Annotated in this window: 17 protein-coding genes; 8 read left to right on the top strand and 9 right to left on the bottom strand. The window is 63.3% G+C overall.

Annotated elements, in window-relative coordinates; translation table 11 throughout:
- Positions 1-9 precede the first annotated feature (9 nt).
- Together ACYAF3_RS26600 and ACYAF3_RS26605 are read left to right on the top strand one after the other, a co-directional pair.
- Positions 10-720, top strand: coding sequence for an AzlC family ABC transporter permease (locus ACYAF3_RS26600; RefSeq protein ID WP_023102099.1), 711 nt, complete (start codon positions 10-12; stop codon positions 718-720).
- Positions 705-1,019 (top strand): AzlD domain-containing protein, encoded by a 315-nt coding sequence (locus tag ACYAF3_RS26605; RefSeq protein WP_003088669.1) that lies wholly within the window; start codon positions 705-707, stop codon positions 1,017-1,019. The genes ACYAF3_RS26600 and ACYAF3_RS26605 overlap by 16 nt, the downstream gene beginning before the upstream one ends.
- A gap of 124 nt (positions 1,020-1,143) precedes the next feature.
- On the opposite strand, the gene ACYAF3_RS26610 is transcribed toward ACYAF3_RS26605, so the two are convergent.
- Both ACYAF3_RS26610 and ACYAF3_RS26615 read right to left on the bottom strand, forming a co-directional pair.
- On the bottom strand, positions 1,144-2,604 hold the full coding sequence (locus tag ACYAF3_RS26610) for a hypothetical protein (protein ID WP_031756577.1): 1,461 nt from the start codon (positions 2,602-2,604) through the stop codon (positions 1,144-1,146).
- A gap of 140 nt (positions 2,605-2,744) precedes the next feature.
- Positions 2,745-3,266, bottom strand: a complete 522-nt coding sequence (locus tag ACYAF3_RS26615; RefSeq protein ID WP_128669650.1) for a class I SAM-dependent methyltransferase — start codon at positions 3,264-3,266, stop codon at positions 2,745-2,747.
- A 734-nt stretch (positions 3,267-4,000) separates the two neighbouring features.
- Here ACYAF3_RS26615 and ACYAF3_RS26620 point away from each other — a divergent pair.
- Positions 4,001-5,659: a thiamine pyrophosphate-binding protein gene (locus ACYAF3_RS26620; RefSeq protein ID WP_031634576.1), complete on the top strand. Its 1,659-nt coding sequence runs from the start codon at positions 4,001-4,003 to the stop codon at positions 5,657-5,659.
- Between the two features lie 7 nt (positions 5,660-5,666).
- On the opposite strand, the gene ACYAF3_RS26625 is transcribed toward ACYAF3_RS26620, so the two are convergent.
- From ACYAF3_RS26625 to ACYAF3_RS26635, 3 genes are all read right to left on the bottom strand, one after another.
- The gene (locus ACYAF3_RS26625) at positions 5,667-6,341 is read right to left on the bottom strand and encodes a class I SAM-dependent methyltransferase (protein WP_474726743.1); all 675 of its coding nucleotides are present in this window, start codon (positions 6,339-6,341) and stop codon (positions 5,667-5,669) included.
- Positions 6,341-7,249, bottom strand: coding sequence for a siderophore-interacting protein (locus tag ACYAF3_RS26630; protein WP_105579358.1), 909 nt, complete (start codon positions 7,247-7,249; stop codon positions 6,341-6,343). Before ACYAF3_RS26630 ends, ACYAF3_RS26625 begins: the two co-directional genes overlap by 1 nt.
- Before the next feature lie 134 nt (positions 7,250-7,383).
- A complete protein-coding gene (locus ACYAF3_RS26635; protein WP_003100354.1) occupies positions 7,384-8,808 on the bottom strand; it encodes an aminotransferase-like domain-containing protein in 1,425 nt (474 codons plus the stop codon).
- Positions 8,809-8,987: 179 nt separating this feature from the next.
- Here ACYAF3_RS26635 and ACYAF3_RS26640 point away from each other — a divergent pair, with 179 nt between their 5' ends.
- Positions 8,988-9,242: a DUF1127 domain-containing protein gene (locus ACYAF3_RS26640; protein ID WP_003100355.1), complete on the top strand. Its 255-nt coding sequence runs from the start codon at positions 8,988-8,990 to the stop codon at positions 9,240-9,242.
- Positions 9,239-9,496, top strand: a complete 258-nt coding sequence (locus ACYAF3_RS26645; protein ID WP_003100357.1) for a hypothetical protein — start codon at positions 9,239-9,241, stop codon at positions 9,494-9,496. The genes ACYAF3_RS26640 and ACYAF3_RS26645 overlap by 4 nt, the downstream gene beginning before the upstream one ends.
- A gap of 74 nt (positions 9,497-9,570) precedes the next feature.
- On the opposite strand, the gene ACYAF3_RS26650 is transcribed toward ACYAF3_RS26645, so the two are convergent.
- Both ACYAF3_RS26650 and ACYAF3_RS26655 read right to left on the bottom strand, forming a co-directional pair.
- Positions 9,571-9,870, bottom strand: a complete 300-nt coding sequence (locus tag ACYAF3_RS26650) for a winged helix-turn-helix domain-containing protein (RefSeq protein WP_003118549.1) — start codon at positions 9,868-9,870, stop codon at positions 9,571-9,573.
- Positions 9,871-9,893: 23 nt separating this feature from the next.
- Complete coding sequence (locus ACYAF3_RS26655) at positions 9,894-10,367, bottom strand: Lrp/AsnC family transcriptional regulator (protein ID WP_003100361.1); 474 nt, start codon at positions 10,365-10,367, stop codon at positions 9,894-9,896.
- 132 nt (positions 10,368-10,499) lie between these two features.
- Between ACYAF3_RS26655 and ACYAF3_RS26660 the strand changes: the two genes are divergently transcribed.
- Both ACYAF3_RS26660 and ACYAF3_RS26665 read left to right on the top strand, forming a co-directional pair.
- Positions 10,500-10,892, top strand: a complete 393-nt coding sequence (locus ACYAF3_RS26660; protein WP_003088646.1) for a hypothetical protein — start codon at positions 10,500-10,502, stop codon at positions 10,890-10,892.
- 153 nt (positions 10,893-11,045) lie between these two features.
- On the top strand, positions 11,046-12,047 hold the full coding sequence (locus ACYAF3_RS26665) for a bile acid:sodium symporter family protein (protein WP_003121709.1): 1,002 nt from the start codon (positions 11,046-11,048) through the stop codon (positions 12,045-12,047).
- A gap of 54 nt (positions 12,048-12,101) precedes the next feature.
- Here the strand turns inward: ACYAF3_RS26665 and gorA are convergent, their stop codons facing one another.
- The gene (gene gorA, locus ACYAF3_RS26670) at positions 12,102-13,457 is read right to left on the bottom strand and encodes a glutathione-disulfide reductase (protein ID WP_003100366.1); all 1,356 of its coding nucleotides are present in this window, start codon (positions 13,455-13,457) and stop codon (positions 12,102-12,104) included.
- 144 nt (positions 13,458-13,601) lie between these two features.
- On the opposite strand from gorA, the gene ACYAF3_RS26675 reads away from it, so the two are divergent.
- Complete coding sequence (locus ACYAF3_RS26675; RefSeq protein ID WP_003100368.1) at positions 13,602-14,024, top strand: VOC family protein; 423 nt, start codon at positions 13,602-13,604, stop codon at positions 14,022-14,024.
- Positions 14,025-14,203: 179 nt separating this feature from the next.
- Here the strand turns inward: ACYAF3_RS26675 and galU are convergent, their stop codons facing one another.
- Positions 14,204-15,043 (bottom strand): UTP--glucose-1-phosphate uridylyltransferase GalU, encoded by an 840-nt coding sequence (galU, locus tag ACYAF3_RS26680; protein WP_003088639.1) that lies wholly within the window; start codon positions 15,041-15,043, stop codon positions 14,204-14,206.
- Between the last annotated feature and the right edge of the window lie 18 nt (positions 15,044-15,061).

A 15,061-nucleotide genomic window follows, 5' to 3' on the forward strand; every position in this document is an offset into this window, starting at 1 on the left:
CATGCCCCCATGACTGCCCACGACCTGCCCCGCCAAGCCTTTCTCCGCGGCGCCGTCGCCATCCTCCCATTGTCCCTGGCCGTCGCGCCCTGGGGGCTGCTGGCGGGATCGATGGCCATCGAAGCCAACCTCACCCCGGCCGAGGGCCAGGGCCTGTCCGCCATCGTCTTCGCCGGCGCCGCCCAGTTGGTGGCGATCGGCATGCTCAAGGGCGGTGCCGGGTTCTTTTCGGTCATCTTCACCACCCTCCTCCTGACCTCGCAGCACCTGCTCTACGGCATGAGCTTGCGGCCGGTCCTGTCACCTCTGCCGGGACGCTGGCGGATCGGCCTGGGCTTCCTGCTCACCGACGAGTTCTTCGCCCTCGCCAGCCAGCACGACCGGCGCAACTTCAACCGCTGGTACGCCCTCGGCGTCGGCCTGACCTTCTATATCGCCTGGAACCTGTTCACCCTCGCCGGCATCCTGCTTGGCCGCAGCATTCCCGGTCTCGAACACCTGGGCCTGGATTTCTCCATCGCCGCCACCTTCATCGCGCTGGTCGCGCCGCTGGTGCGCAACGTACCGACACTGGTCTGCGTGGCCACCTCGCTGTTCTGCTCGGTGCTGTTCAGCCACTGGCAATGGAGTTCGGCGCTGGTCCTCGCCGGTCTCGCCGGGATGGCCGCCGGTTTCATCTGCAACAAGCTGTATCGGGAGGCGCCATGGTCTGGGCAGTGATCTTCGGGATGGGCGCGATCGTCTTCCTCAACCGCTACCTGTTCCTCGAACCGCGCCTGCCGATCCGTCTCGGCAGCAACCTGCGGCAGTTCCTCGGTTTCGCCGTGCCGGGAATGCTCACGGCGATCTGCGGCCCCATCGTGTTCATGCCCGAGGGCCGCATCGACCTCGGCTACGACAATCCCTACCTGGTCAGCGGCGCAGTCACCGTGGCGCTGGTGCTCTATACCCGCAATACCCTGGCGAGCATGCTGCTGGGCATGGCGTTCTTCTTCCTGTTCAAGTGGTGGCTGATTTGATCGATGTCAGTCGCTGCACGTCGGACGGCATGATTTCGGCAGACAGCCTCTTGCAGGGGGCTACAAACCAATAGCCCGTAAGAACACGTGGAAACAACTGAAGCGGCAATCGAAAATTTTTGCCTTACTTCAAACCATATCCAAGCTTCCATTCCAAGCTTCCCAAATCATCACACCTTGCATTCGATGATAGAAAATGATTTTCGCCAAGCGGAGAGTAACAGCGATAAATAGGGACCGTATTTTTTTGTGGATATTTATACACCCAACCGATAGTGGCGATTCGATCATGTCCGCTCCCGTCACATCCTCCTGCATCAGTCACGAGATAATCATCGGGATCCTGTCTATTCACACACTCCTCCACCTCAAGCGTTTCAATACCAACGACAGGACGAGTCAGGAGATATGCGATACGATTACGCTCGGTGTACTCGGATTGTCTCACCACAGGCAGAGTAGTAACTCTGTATTTCCCACTCCTGTGCTCCCAGCGGGTAAGAGCCAAACCTACGGAAGCCTGTTTAGGTTCACTAACCACCTTCATGTTAACCCCTTGAAAGACGAGATACTTTTCCTTTAGCGTTCCTCCATGCGGTATATAAGTATAGGTGATACCCCAGCCGGAATTATCAACTCGATTCCCGCCACCAAATAGATTCACGACCCCCACATATGCGATTAAGTCAGTTGACTTCCCAATTAAATTTCGATCCCAATCATTTTTAACAAACGGAACAAGAGGATCCTTAAGAGTAAAAAAATTCTTATAATCCGAGGACAATGACAGCTTTATCCCGCCAAACCATGGATCGAGATCAAGCGCAATAACTTTACGTCCAGCCCGCCAATACCCAACACTACTCCCTATAGCACCCAAACTATCTGCCATACCACCAATCGCAGGCTCACTCCAATTTCCTTTATATAATTTCCTCCAGCTTGACGGGAACATATAAGATGCCTCCGGAGCACGCGCCACGATATTATCCCATCGCCCCGGCCTGAAACAATACATATAGAGGTAGCCTTCATCGGGGGCCCGAACCAGTGAACAGTCACCCTCCCCAGATTGGGTCCCCATCTTCGGTGCCTCAGGGCTGGTCAACACAGTAATTGGATTAACCCAAGATAGACCGTCATAAGAAAACGATACTCCCATTGACTTGTGCGCCTGCCCACCATTGATGTAGTCGCACTTTTGCTCCTGATGCACGGCTGCAACATAGACATCTCCGATCTTAACCGGAGAATTTATCCATACTCCACACTCGCTGTAGGACCCTGCGGCACCTTTACTTAACACCTTATTGGCAGGCCAGCCCATAGACCAGGCCTCCGGCCCGGTTATTGCGTAAGCATCACCACCTCCGGAACTGTAGCCTCTGAATAAATTTTCAGAGAGCTTTATTACATAAAACTTAGTATCCAGGCCAGGCTCGTGAGACCCACCCCTAACTACTAGCGGGCGCTCCACCCGCACCTGTAGACAAGACTCACAAAAGACTTCCGCCGCAACTTTCGAAACCAATAAAAAGTGCAGAAGAAGCACAAAACACAAACAAGAAATCATAGACTTCTTCATGAAAATCCCTTTCATAATATTTTATTTTTCAATCAAAACCATCCAACCACTGGCCACCAACACAATATTTCCGGCTCCAGCCCCGAAATGCCGATACCAATCTAGCGCCCGTCCAGGCAGAGCAATTGACACGGAGAAATTCAGAAAGCCACCCGAAAATAATGACGATAGTCACAGTGAACGCCATCCTCCCGCTCGACGGCTTTCACCTTGAACTGCTTTGCTCCCAGCAACTCCAAGACACGAACCAGTTGATCATGACTGAATATCTGTGTATGCCCGATTGCTGGAACTCCGCGAGAGTCAGTCACCAACAGTAGCTCACCGCCCGTCCTCAACCTGCCCACACAGTCAACCAGGAACTGGATCCAGTCGGCCGTATGGTCAAGCACATTTGAGCAAACGACGAAATCGAACGCACTCTCTATATCGGCAACACCATCCCTTATATAACAAGAAGAACCTCTTTCCCCGAGAATCGAGAATGGAAGATTCTCTGCATACAGCCCCATCAATGAGTCCTGGGCAGTCACTGTCACGCCTTCGACCTTCTCGAAAAAGCCGATCGGCCCACTACCTACTTCCAAAACCTTACCTTCAAAACCTTCGTAGCGATAATGCGAGGAGCCGTACGTGAACCCCATCTTCCCAAGAAACCACATTGCATCCTTATGCCGGGCCTCTTGTAGTTCCTCGACAGACAGATGGCGATAGGGCCATTTATCCTTCCAGAAAGAAAGCTCGTACTCCTGGGAATGTATCCACTGCTCCGAATCTGCAGACGCAACGCTACGTACGTCAGGAGCAGTTTCAACCCTACGGGACACCGACGAGAATTCGCCTGCACCACTGCCACGCTCTTCGATACACACTAGAGGAGTGCCATTCGCACGACGGCGCTCCCAGAAACCGGATAAAAATTTCACCCTAAAAACCTCCCTGCTCATTGGTACCCTTGCCCATCGGACTAAAAGACAAAAAGCCGAAACTTACCGACGACCAAACAAAAACTCGTCCTTTATCTCAGCGCCCCAGCAAAAATCTTCCCCTCAGGAAGCCGCCAAACAGCACTGCTCGAGGAAAAACTAACAAAGAAAATTTATAAATAATGTAAGAACAATCCTTTTTGCTAGAGGAAATAGTTACATAGACATAATTGAGGAGAAGATGGAGAAACGAGCGGAAAACCGCGCTCTCCGATCCGCCTAGAGGAGACCCGTTGCGATGACGCTCCAGTCCCCTTCTCGTCCAGATGAAGCGCTGAAAGGGGCCTCCTCCGCAACGAAGAACGAGGGTTCATGCGCCACGGGAATGAACTCGCGAAGAAAGGTCGCTTGGCGCTGGCGCGCTTTGGGCCGAAGATCGGGGCAACCACAACGTGCGCAGCGAGGCCCTCATGTCCGACTCCCTTCCCCAGCGCAACGGCGGGCAGATCCTGGTAGAGGCATTGCGGCGCAATGCCGTCGATACCGTCTACTGCATCCCCGGGGAAAGCTACCTGCCGGTGCTCGATGCGCTGCACGACGCCAACGGCATCCGCACCATCGTCACCCGCCACGAGGGTGCCGCCTCGAACATGGCCGATGCCTACGGCAAGCTGACCGGCCGACCAGGCATCTGCTTCGTCACCCGCGGCCCCGGTGCCACCCATGCGGCGAATGGCGTGCACACGGCGCAGCAGGACTCGACGCCGATGATCCTGTTCGTCGGCCAGGTGGAAAGCGCCTTCAAGGGCCGCGAGGCGTTCCAGGAAGTCGACTACGTGCAGATGTTCTCGGGCCTGGCCAAGTGGGCCGTGGAAATCGACCGTATCGAACGCATCCCAGAGATCGTCGGCCGCGCCTTCAGCGTCGCCACCTCGGGCCGACCGGGCCCGGTCGTGGTCGCCCTGCCCGAGGAAATCCTCTTCGGTTCCGCGCAGGTCGCCGATGCGCCGGAGCCAAGGGTGCTTCCGGGGCGGCCGGGCGCCACGGCGATGGCGGAACTGCGCGAACTGCTGGCGAACGCCAGGCGCCCCCTGCTGGTACTTGGCGGCAGCGGCTGGGACAGTGCCGCCAGGAAACGGCTAGGCGCCTTCGTCGAGGCCAATGGCCTGCCGGTGGCCACCTCGTTCCGTCGCCAGGACCTGTTCGACAACCGTGACCCGCACTACGCCGGACAACTGGGCTTCGGCGCGGCGCCGGCGCTATTGGAGCGGCTGCGCCAGGCCGACCTGCTGCTGGTGGTCGGGGCGCGCCTGGGCGAAACGCCGAGCGCTGGCTACAGCCTGGTGCGTAGTCCGGCCCCCGCGCAGACGCTGATCCACGTGCATCCGGACAGCGCGGAACTGAACCGCGTCTACCTGGCGCGATTGCCGATCCAGGCCACCCCGTGTGCCTTCGCCGAGGCCCTGGCCGACCTCGCGCCGTTGCCCTCGAGCACCTGGCAGGACTGGCGCGAAGCCGCCCATGCCGATTACCTGGCCTACTCGACCCCGGCCGCGAGCGACCCCGCCGTCCAGGGCGTCGACCTGGCGTCCGTGGTCGCGTACCTCAGCGAAAACCTGCCGGACGACGCGGTGATCGCCAACGGTGCCGGCAACTATGCCGTCTGGGTGCATCGCTTCTACCGCTATCGCCAGGCCCGCACGCAGTTGGCGCCGACCAACGGCGCCATGGGCTACGGCCTGCCCGCCGCGATCGCCGCCAGCCTGCGCGATCCGCAGCGCAGCGTGGTGTGCTTCGCCGGCGACGGCTGTTTCATGATGTATCCGCAGGAGCTGGCGACCGCCGCGCAGTTCGGCGCGACGCCGGTGGTGATCGTGGTCAACAACGGCATGCTCGGCACCATCCGCATGCATCAGGAGCGCGAATATCCCGGGCGGGTATCCGCCACCCGCCTGGACAACCCCGACTTCGTCGCCCTGGCGCGAGCCTTCGGCGCCCACGCCGAACGAGTGGAATGCAGCGCCGACTTCCCCGCCGCGTTCCGCCGCGCCCGCGAAAGCGGACGCCCGGCGCTGCTGGAGCTGCTGACCGACCCACGCCAGATCACGCCGCAGGCGCGCCTCGCCTGAGGCATCCTCAGCCGGCGCGGAAGGCGATCCAGGCCTGGTAGCCCACGGCCTGGAAATAGCGGCTGGGCAGGACGAAGCCGGTGTCTTCCAGCAGTTCGCCGAGGCGCTGCTCGGACAACGGATCGAAATCCTCGCGCAAGCGTTGCAGCATGCCGTCGCTGTCCTCCGGGGAAAGCCCGGCCAAGCGGCAGGCTTCGGCCTGCACCGGACGTTCGAAGGCGTCCCGGGCTTCCATCAGGTTGGCCAGCAGCAACGGCGCCGCTGGCGCCAGACGCTCGGCGACCGCCTCGAGAAAGCGCCGCTTGGCCTGGTCGCCGCGCAGGAAATGCAGCACCAGCAGGGCCAGCGCCGCATCGCAAGGCGGCGCAGGCGGTAGCCCGGCGACGTCGCCGCAGTGCAGCTCGATCCGCTCCAGCAGGCCGAGCCTGGCGCAGCGCTGGCGGGCCAGGGCGAGCATGTCGGCCGACAGGTCCGCCGCGACGAAACGCCAGCCTGGACGCAACCCGGCCAGCTCCGCCAGTTCGCCGCCGGCGCCGCAGCCGACGCTGAGCAGGCGCGCCCGTTCCGGCAGACGGGCCAGCAACTGCGCGCGACTGAGCAGGTGCAGCAACTCGTAGCCCGGCAACAGGCGGCCGATCCGCGTCTCGTAGCCGTCCGCCTGTTTCCCGACGAAGCGGCCCATCAGTCGAACATCTTGCCCAGGCGCCAATAGCCCATCAGGGTCAGATGACGCTTGTCGATACCGCGCTCCTGCACCAGGTAGCGCCGGATCGCCATCACCGCCGCCGACTCGCCGGCGACCCAGGCGTAGAAACTGCCGCTCTCGGGGCTCGCCAGTTCCCAGAGGATCTCCTCGTCGATATCGATGTCCTCCAGCTCCTGGGCCGCCCCCCCCGCCACCTCGCGCTCCGGCAGCCGCGCCTGGCGCGCCGCCTCGATCATCCGCTCGCCGTTGCGCGAATGGATGCCGGCCTGGTGGCGCGGCAGCCAGTGCAGGCGCGCAGCGGGAATCGCCGGCAGGTCGAGGATGTCGGCTTCTCCCGGCACTTCGAGAAAGGCCTCGACCACCGGCGGCTCGGCTTCGCCGGCCAGCTCCTCGAGAATTCCCGCCACCGCGGGCAAGGCGGTTTCGTCGGCGATCAGCAGGATATGGCGGACGCCAGCCGGCGGCTTCCATTCGTAGCCGCCGGGGTCATCGCCGTATTGCCGGTTGGGCGCGGCCAGTTGCAGGCGGTCGCCGATCCGCGCGTGGGTCGCCCAGGCCGAGGCCGGGCCGTTCTCGCCGTGGAGGACGAACTCCACGTCGACCTCCTCCTGCTCGGCGCGCAGCGCACGGATGGTGTAGGTACGCATCGGCGGCCGGCGAGCCGGCTCGACGCTGCGATAGGCCTGGTACCACTCGCTGCCACCGGGCAGGCTGGGCGGCTGGCCGCTGGCATCGGGGAAGAAGATCTTGATCCGCTGGTCGGCGGCCAGGGTCTTCATCTCGGCGACCTCCGGGCCGCCGAAGACGAAGCGGGTCAGCGCCGGGCTGAGTTGCTCGCGGCGCTTGAGTTCGACATTGAACAGACGATAGGCGGGTTGCGACATGACGATGGTCTCCTGGTGACCGGCGCCCAGCGGCGCCGGCGGATGCATGCATCAGGCAACTCTAGCAAACAATGCGAATGATTAGCATTTGCTATTTGTGCAATCGTCGACTGCGTCGAAAGCACGACTGCCGCTCAGGCCTCGCAAGGCTCCAGCAGCTCGCAAGCGCTCTCCCCTACTCGCCTGACCGCCTGCTCGATGGCCGGGGTCGGCAACGCCGCGTAGTTCATCCGCAGGCAGTTCCGGTACTTGCCGGAAGCGGAGAAGATGCAGCCCACCGCGACTTGTACGCCGCGGTTGCGCAAGGCCTTGTCCAGGCGCAGGGTGTCGAACGCCTCGTCCAGTTCGACCCAGAGCAGGAAACCGCCCTGGGGCCGGCTGGCGCGGGTGCCCTCCGGGAAATAGCGCGCCACCCAGTCGATCATCAGGTCGCGTCCGCGCTGGTACTGGGCGCGCATGCGCCGCAAGTGCGGCTCGTAGTGGCCGTTGCCGATGAATTCGGCGATCGCCAGTTGCGGTTGCAGGGCGCTGGCGCCGGTACTGATGTACTTCATGTGCAGCACGCGGTCGGCGTAGCGCCCGGGTACCATCCAGCCGATCCGCAGGCCCGGCGCCAGGACCTTGGAGAACGACCCGCAGAGCAGCACCCGGCCATCGTCGTCGTACGACTTGATGGTGCGCGGGCGCGGATAGGTGTAGGCCAGGTCGCCATAGACATCGTCCTCGATGATCGCCACGTCGTAGCGCTGGGCCAGGGCCAGCAGCGCCCGCTTGCGCGACTCGGGCATGATGTAGCCGAGCGGGTTGTTGCAGTTCGGGGTCACCTGGATGGCCTTGATCGGCCACTGTTCCAGCGCCAGTTCGAGGGCTTCCAGGCTGATGCCGTTGACCGGATCGGTGGGGATCTCCAGGGCCTTCATGCCGAGGCCTTTCAGCGATTGCATGGCGCCATGGAAGCTCGGCGATTCCACCGCGACGATGTCGCCCGGTTCGCACACCGCGCGGATGCTCACCGACAGGGCCTCGTGGCAGCCGGTGGTGATCACCACGTCGCTGGCGGTGGCTCGACAGCCGGAGTCCACCAACAGGCGGGCGACTTCCTCGCGCAGCAACGGCGAGCCGTGGATCCCGTCGTAGGCCAGCGCACGGGCGTCGGCGTGGCGGTTGAGCCGGGCCAGGCTGCGGGTCAGCGGTTTCAGCGAAGGGCTGGAGATGTCCGGCATGCCGCGGCCGAGCTGGACCACGTCCGGCCGCGGTACCGTGCTGACCAGGGCCAGCACCTGCTCCCATTGCGAGATTTCCACCGGCCGCTGGGCCAGGCGGGCGATCGCCGGCAGCGGCGGCATCTGTCGCGCGACCGGTACGAAATAGCCGGACTTCGGCCGCGGCTCGGCCAGCCCGCGATCTTCCAGCAGCCTGTATGCCTGTTGCACGGTGCTCAGGCTGACGCCGTGCTCGATGCTCATGGCCCGCACCGAGGGCAGCCGGTCGCCCGGACGGTAGAGGCCCTGTTCGATGCGCGAACCGAGGGTCTCGGCGAGTTGCAGATAAAGGGTCATGAGCGGGACTCCAGGGTGAGCGAAAGCGGGACCGGTACAGATGGTGGCGAAATCCACCATTCAGGCCGGGGAGCGCTTGATCTGTATGCAGTCAACCCACCTTTTCTGGACCTGTACGGAACAGCGCGCGATGGCCATTCTATCTCCGTCGTCCAGCCGATCAATATGGAGTACGCAGCATGACGCGACTCAGTGCGAAATCCGAGCGCCGCCAACGCCTCGATGGCCCCTTCCCACTCGCCGCGATGGACAACCTGGCGCAGGCCCTGCGTCGCGGCTATCGCCTGGCCCGGCAACGCCAGCTGACCCGGCGCGCGCTGCTGGACCTGGAAGCGGCGGAACTGAAGGATATCGGCCTGAGCGCCGAGCAGGCCCGCGAGGAAGCCTCGCTGGCGTTCTGGCAGGCAGGAAAATCCGGCGGGAGGAAGGCATGATCCGCTGTCGCAACTGTGGCGAACGCCCAGCCAGCGAAGGGCATATCTGTATGGTCTGCAAGCGCCGATCCGACATCGACCCATACAAGGCGCTGATCGCCATGGCCCTGCTGGTCTACTGCGGCGTCAGCCTGGCGGCCTACCTCAAGCCGCATATGCCGGCACCGCCGCCTACCGCCGGCAGCAGCGTCCAGCCCGCCGAGGAGCTGGCCCAGCGCGCCCGCCAGGCCACCCTGGAACAGCGCGGCATCTGAAGAACGCATGCTCGGGAGGGGAGGCAGTTTGAGCCCCTCCTTCTTTTATATGCCTGTGGCCGCCAGCGCGTGGCTCATTCCGCCGGATACTCCAGCGCCGCCGCGATTCGCCGATGCTGCTCGACCACCCACTCCCGCCGTACCGCCCCCCAGTCGCGGATGACATAGCCGCCCTGGTGGTTGCGCGCACCCTCCCGCTGCTCGAACTCGCAGACGATGTCCAGTTCCTCCAGCGCGGCGATGGTGTCCTGTGCGGTACGCCGGGGCATGCCGGTGGCGGCCATGATCTCCGGCACGCTGGCGGTGCCGCTGTCGATCAGGTAGGCGACGTAGAGGCGGCGGTAGAAGCTGGACTTGGTCTTGCTGATGGTCATGGGCAGGCGTTCTCCGGGAAGGCTCAGGGAGCGAGCAGGGGCAAGGTAGTGGTGGATTTGATTTCCGACAAGGCGACGATGGAGTTCACTTCCTGGATGCCCGGCACCGCCGACAGTTTCTCGAAGAAAAAGCGTTCGTAGGATTCGATATCGCGGGTGACGATACGCAGCATGAAGTCCACCGCGCCCATCAGTACGTGGCACTCCAGCACCTCGGGAAACTGGTGCATCGCCTCGGCGAAATCGGTGAGGTTCTTGCGCCCATGGGCGTTGAGCTTGATCTGGGCGAATACCTGGGTATTCAGGCCGATCTTCTTGCGGTCGAGCAGGGTCACCTGCTTGCGGATCACCCCCTCCTCCTTCAGGCGCTGGATGCGCCGCCAGCAGGGCGACTGGGAAAGTCCGATGCGCTCGGCAATCTCGGCGGTGGAAAGCGAGGATTCCTCCTGCAGCAACGCAAGAATACGCTGATCGTAGATATCCAATGGAATGGACATAAATATTCCCTACAAAGAAAAATATAGGAATCAAGTATGCACATATAGCGCAAAATCACGCAAAAACAGGAGAAAAAATCCGGCACGCCTCTGGGAGAATTTCTCTCGTCGAAACACTGCCTGGAGCGTCACATGTCAACCCTCGCCCCCCTTTTCCTGGCCAAACACCCTGACGGCGAAGAACGCCAGGTGATCCGCCCGAACGTCTGGGAAACCTCCTGCGCAGATACCGAGACCCTGTCGATCTTCCATATCGAGGGCATGGCCGATCCGGACCTGCTGTGCCGGGTGCTCAACCTGTTCGCCGTGCAATCCTTCACCCCGGAGCGGGTTCGCGCCGACCGCGAGGACCACAAGATCCGCCTGCTGCTGACCTTCCCCGGCCTCAGCCAGCACCGCGCCAGCGTGATCGCGGAGAAGCTGCGCTCGCTGGTCACCGTGCTCGCCGTCCGCCTGGAGTTCTCTCCCCATGCCGGCAAGGTCCGTCCCAGCGTCAGCGAGCCGCTGCTGGCCAGCGTCGTCTGAGCCCCTCGGGGCGGCGCGGCGGCCGCCCTGTCCATTCGGCGTCATCGGCTGGCCTTCTGGCGTTAGCCGGTCGCCCAGCCCATGGCTACAGTGCAGGTTCGCCAGGCAGCCAGAAGACTGCCATGTGTTCCCCCGATCCTGCAGAGCGTGCCCATGTCCCGACCGCGTTTCCTTCCGGATAACTTCACCCTGGCGCTGATCGCCACCGTCCTTCTCGCCACTTTCCTGCCCTGCAGCGGCCAGACCGCCGTGGTCTTCGAATGGGTGACCAACATCGGCATCGGCCTGCTGTTCTTCCTCCACGGCGCCAAGCTGTCGCGCCAGGCGATCATCGCCGGCATGACCCACTGGCGCCTGCACCTGCTGGTGTTCGCCTGCACCTTCGTGATGTTCCCGCTGCTCGGCCTGGCGCTGAAACCGGCACTGTCGCCGATGGTCACCCCGGAGCTGTACCTCGGCATCCTGTTCCTCTGCGCCCTGCCGGCCACGGTGCAATCCTCCATCGCCTTCACCTCGCTGGCGCGCGGCAACGTGCCGGCAGCGGTATGCAGCGCTTCCGTGTCGAGCCTGCTCGGCGTATTCCTTACCCCGCTGCTGGTCAAGCTGCTGCTCGGCGCCGAAGGCGAGACCGGCAACGCGCTGGACGCCATCGGCAAGATCACCCTGCAACTGCTGGTACCCTTCATCGCTGGCCAGGTCCTGCGGCGCTGGATCGGCACCTGGGTGGAGCGCAACAAGCCGGTGCTGCGCTATGTCGACCAGGGCTCGATCCTGCTGGTGGTCTACACCGCCTTCAGCGCCGCGGTGATCCAGGGCCTGTGGCACGAAGTACCCTGGCTGGCGCTGCTCGGCCTGACCGTCGCCTGCTGCGTGATCCTCGCCCTGGCCCTGGTGCTGACCACGGTGCTGGCGCGACGCCTGGGCTTCAGCAAGGAAGACGAGATCACCATCGTCTTCTGCGGTTCGAAGAAGAGCCTGGCCACCGGCGTGCCCATGGCCAAGGTGCTGTTCGCCACCAGTGCGGTGGGACCGATGGTGTTGCCGCTGATGCTGTTCCACCAGATCCAGCTGATGGTCTGCGCGGTGCTCGCGCAACGCTACGCCAGGCGCCGCGACGACGCAGCGGCGGCGCTGGCCGAGGCCCCCTCGCGCTGAGCGCGAAAATGAAAGAAGCCGGCCCAGGGGCCGGCTTCTTCGTTCAGACGCGGCTCAGCGCGTCGGCGTGCGCAGGGTGACGAACTCTTCCGCCGCGGTCGGGTGGATGCCGATGGTCTCGTCGAACGCCTGCTTGGTCGCCCCGGCCTTCATCGCCACCGCGATACCCTGGAGGATCTCGCCGGCCTCGGCGCCGACCATGTGGCAGCCCAGCACCCTGTCGTCGTGGGCATCCACGACCAGCTTCATCAGGGTCTTTTCCTGGTCGTCGGTAAGGGTCAGCTTCATCGGCCGGAAGCGGCTCTCGAAGATCTTCACCTTGTGCCCGGCGCTCAGCGCCTCCTCCTCGGTCAGGCCGACGGTGCCGATGTTGGGCAGGCTGAACACCGCGGTGGGAATCAACTTGTAGTCCACCGGGCGATACTCCTCCGGCTTGAACAATCGCCGTGCCACCGCCATGCCCTCGGCCAGCGCCACGGGGGTCAACTGGACGCGACCGATCACGTCACCGAGGGCGAGGATCGACGGCTCGCTGGTCTGGTAGTGCTCGTCGACCGCGATGAAGCCCTTGTCGGTCAGCTTCACAGCTGTGTTTTCCAGGCCCAGGTCGTCCAGCATCGGCCGCCGCCCGGTGGCGTAGAACACGCAGTCCGCCTCCAGCACCCGGCCGTCCTTGAGGGTCGCGGCCAGGCTGCCATCGGCCTGTTTGTCGATACGGGCGATGTCGCTGTTGAACTGCAGGTCCAGGCCCTTCTTGCCCAATTCGTCGCGCAGATGCTCGCGGACGCTGCGGTCGAAGCCGCGCAGGAACAGGTCGCGACGGTAGAGCAAGGTGGTCTCGGCGCCGAGCCCGTTGAAGATCGAGGCGAACTCGACGGCGATGTAGCCGCCGCCGACCACCAGCACGCGGCGCGGCAGGCGCTCGAGGAAGAACGCTTCGTTGGAGGTGATCGCGTGTTCCTTGCCGGGAATGTCCGGCACCTGCGGCCAGCCACCGGTGGCAACGAGAATGTGCTTGGCGCTGAAGCGCTGGCCGTCCACCTCGACGCTGTGCGCATCGAGCAGACGGGCGTGACCTTCGAGCAAGGTCACCCCGCTGTTCACCAGCAGGTTGCGGTAGATCCCGTTGAGCCGCTGGATCTCGCGGTTCTTGTTGCCGATCAGGGTCGCCCAGTCGAACTGCGCCTCGCCGGCGCTCCAGCCATAGGCCCGGGCCTGCTCGAAGTCCTCGCTGAAATGCGCGCCATAGACCAGCAGCTTCTTCGGCACGCAGCCGACGTTGACGCAGGTGCCACCCAGGTAGCGACTCTCCGCCACCGCGACACGGGCACCGAAGCCGGCGGCGAAGCGGGCGGCGCGTACGCCCCCTGAGCCGGCGCCGATGACGAACAGATCGAAATCGAAAGACATGTTCCTACTCCTGGATCAGATGCGTTCCAGCATAACCCATTCACCAGCGTCGGCTCCCGCCGGATCGACGCAGAAACCTGTCGAAACGGCTCAGCACAGGGCCTGGCAGGCGATGGGCTATGCTTGTCCGTGGAGGTAAGCGCGATGTCCCCCACCCTCACCCACCTGGCGCTGCACGTCCCCGACCTCGACGCCTGCATCGCCTTCTACGAAACCTTCTGCGGCATGCGGGTGATCCACCGGCGCCCCGGCAAAGGCTCGCAGATCGTCTGGATGGCCGAACCCGGCCAGGAACAACGCTTCATCTTCGTCATCATGCCCGGCGGCCAGCCGCGCAACCTGGCCAGCGACGATTACAGTCATTTCGGCTTCGCCCTCTCCAGCCGCGCCGCGGTAGACGATCTGGCGCGCCGCGCCGAGGCCGCCGGCTGCCTGGTCTGGGCGCCGCGCGACGAGCCCTATCCGGTCGGCTACTACTGCGGCCTGCGCGATCCCGCGGGCAACTATGTGGAGTTCAGCTACGGCCAGCCGCTGGGGCCGGGTTCCGAGGCACTGCCGATTCCCTGACCGGGCGCGGAGACGCCGCGTGGCCCGGGCCAGGCTGGCGGGGTTATTCGCCCGACGCCAACAACGCCACGCCCGCCGACAGCTCAGGTAGGGCGGATACCCCCATGGCCGTTCGCCCCATACGAAAAACGCCGCGCCCCCATCGGGGACGCGGCGTTCTTCATCGGGAACGGCGAGGCTCAGTGAGCCTTGCCGGTCTTGTAGAGGTTTTCGTAGCAGAAGTTGGTCGCCTCGATGTAGCCCTCGGCGCTGCCGCAGTCGAAACGCTTGCCCTTGAACTTGTAGGCCAGCACGCAGCCGTCCTGAGCCTGCTTCATCAGGGCATCGGTGATCTGGATCTCGCCGCCCTTGCCCGGTTCAGTCTGCTCGATCAGGTCGAAGATGTCCGGGGTCAGGATGTAGCGGCCGATGATCGCCAGGTTCGACGGCGCCTCTTCCGGCTTCGGCTTCTCGACCATGGTGTTCACCCGGAAGATATCGTCGCGGATCATCTCGCCGGCGATCACGCCGTACTTGTTGGTCTCTTCCGGCGGCACTTCCTGGATCGCCACGATGGAGCAGCGGAACTGGTTGTACAGCTTGACCATCTGCTTCAGCACGCTGTCGCCTTCGAGGTTCAGGCACAGGTCGTCGGCCAGGACCACGGCGAACGGCTCGTCGCCGATCAGCGGACGACCGGTGAGGATGGCGTGGCCGAGGCCCTTCATCTCCACCTGGCGGGTGTAGGCGAAGGTGCACTCATCGATCAGCCGACGGATGCCGACCAGGTACTTTTCCTTGTCGGTGTTGCGGATCTGGTGTTCCAGCTCGTAGCTGATGTCGAAGTGGTCTTCCAGCGAACGCTTGCCGCGGCCGGTGACGATGCCGATCTCGGAAAGGCCGGCTTCCAGCGCCTCCTCCACCGCGTACTGGATCAGCGGCTTGTTCACCACCGGCAGCATTTCCTTGGGCATGGCCTTGGTGGCCGGGAGGAAACGAGTGCCGTAACCGGCGGCCGGGAAAAGACATTTCTTGATCATGAGAATCCTTCGACATGG

The sequence above is a fragment of the Pseudomonas sp. TZ252 genome, from assembly GCF_056110345.1.

Coding starts and splice junctions, on each gene's coding strand:
- ACYAF3_RS26600 (WP_023102099.1), top strand. CDS start 10: ATGACTGCCCACGACCTGCCCCGCCAAGCCTTTCTCCGCGGCGCCGTC.
- ACYAF3_RS26605 (WP_003088669.1), top strand. CDS start 705: ATGGTCTGGGCAGTGATCTTCGGGATGGGCGCGATCGTCTTCCTCAAC.
- ACYAF3_RS26610 (WP_031756577.1), bottom strand. CDS start 2,604: ATGAAGAAGTCTATGATTTCTTGTTTGTGTTTTGTGCTTCTTCTGCAC.
- ACYAF3_RS26615 (WP_128669650.1), bottom strand. CDS start 3,266: ATGTGGTTTCTTGGGAAGATGGGGTTCACGTACGGCTCCTCGCATTAT.
- ACYAF3_RS26620 (WP_031634576.1), top strand. CDS start 4,001: ATGTCCGACTCCCTTCCCCAGCGCAACGGCGGGCAGATCCTGGTAGAG.
- ACYAF3_RS26625 (WP_474726743.1), bottom strand. CDS start 6,341: ATGGGCCGCTTCGTCGGGAAACAGGCGGACGGCTACGAGACGCGGATC.
- ACYAF3_RS26630 (WP_105579358.1), bottom strand. CDS start 7,249: ATGTCGCAACCCGCCTATCGTCTGTTCAATGTCGAACTCAAGCGCCGC.
- ACYAF3_RS26635 (WP_003100354.1), bottom strand. CDS start 8,808: ATGACCCTTTATCTGCAACTCGCCGAGACCCTCGGTTCGCGCATCGAA.
- ACYAF3_RS26640 (WP_003100355.1), top strand. CDS start 8,988: ATGACGCGACTCAGTGCGAAATCCGAGCGCCGCCAACGCCTCGATGGC.
- ACYAF3_RS26645 (WP_003100357.1), top strand. CDS start 9,239: ATGATCCGCTGTCGCAACTGTGGCGAACGCCCAGCCAGCGAAGGGCAT.
- ACYAF3_RS26650 (WP_003118549.1), bottom strand. CDS start 9,870: ATGACCATCAGCAAGACCAAGTCCAGCTTCTACCGCCGCCTCTACGTC.
- ACYAF3_RS26655 (WP_003100361.1), bottom strand. CDS start 10,367: ATGTCCATTCCATTGGATATCTACGATCAGCGTATTCTTGCGTTGCTG.
- ACYAF3_RS26660 (WP_003088646.1), top strand. CDS start 10,500: ATGTCAACCCTCGCCCCCCTTTTCCTGGCCAAACACCCTGACGGCGAA.
- ACYAF3_RS26665 (WP_003121709.1), top strand. CDS start 11,046: ATGTCCCGACCGCGTTTCCTTCCGGATAACTTCACCCTGGCGCTGATC.
- gorA (WP_003100366.1), bottom strand. CDS start 13,457: ATGTCTTTCGATTTCGATCTGTTCGTCATCGGCGCCGGCTCAGGGGGC.
- ACYAF3_RS26675 (WP_003100368.1), top strand. CDS start 13,602: ATGTCCCCCACCCTCACCCACCTGGCGCTGCACGTCCCCGACCTCGAC.
- galU (WP_003088639.1), bottom strand. CDS start 15,043: ATGATCAAGAAATGTCTTTTCCCGGCCGCCGGTTACGGCACTCGTTTC.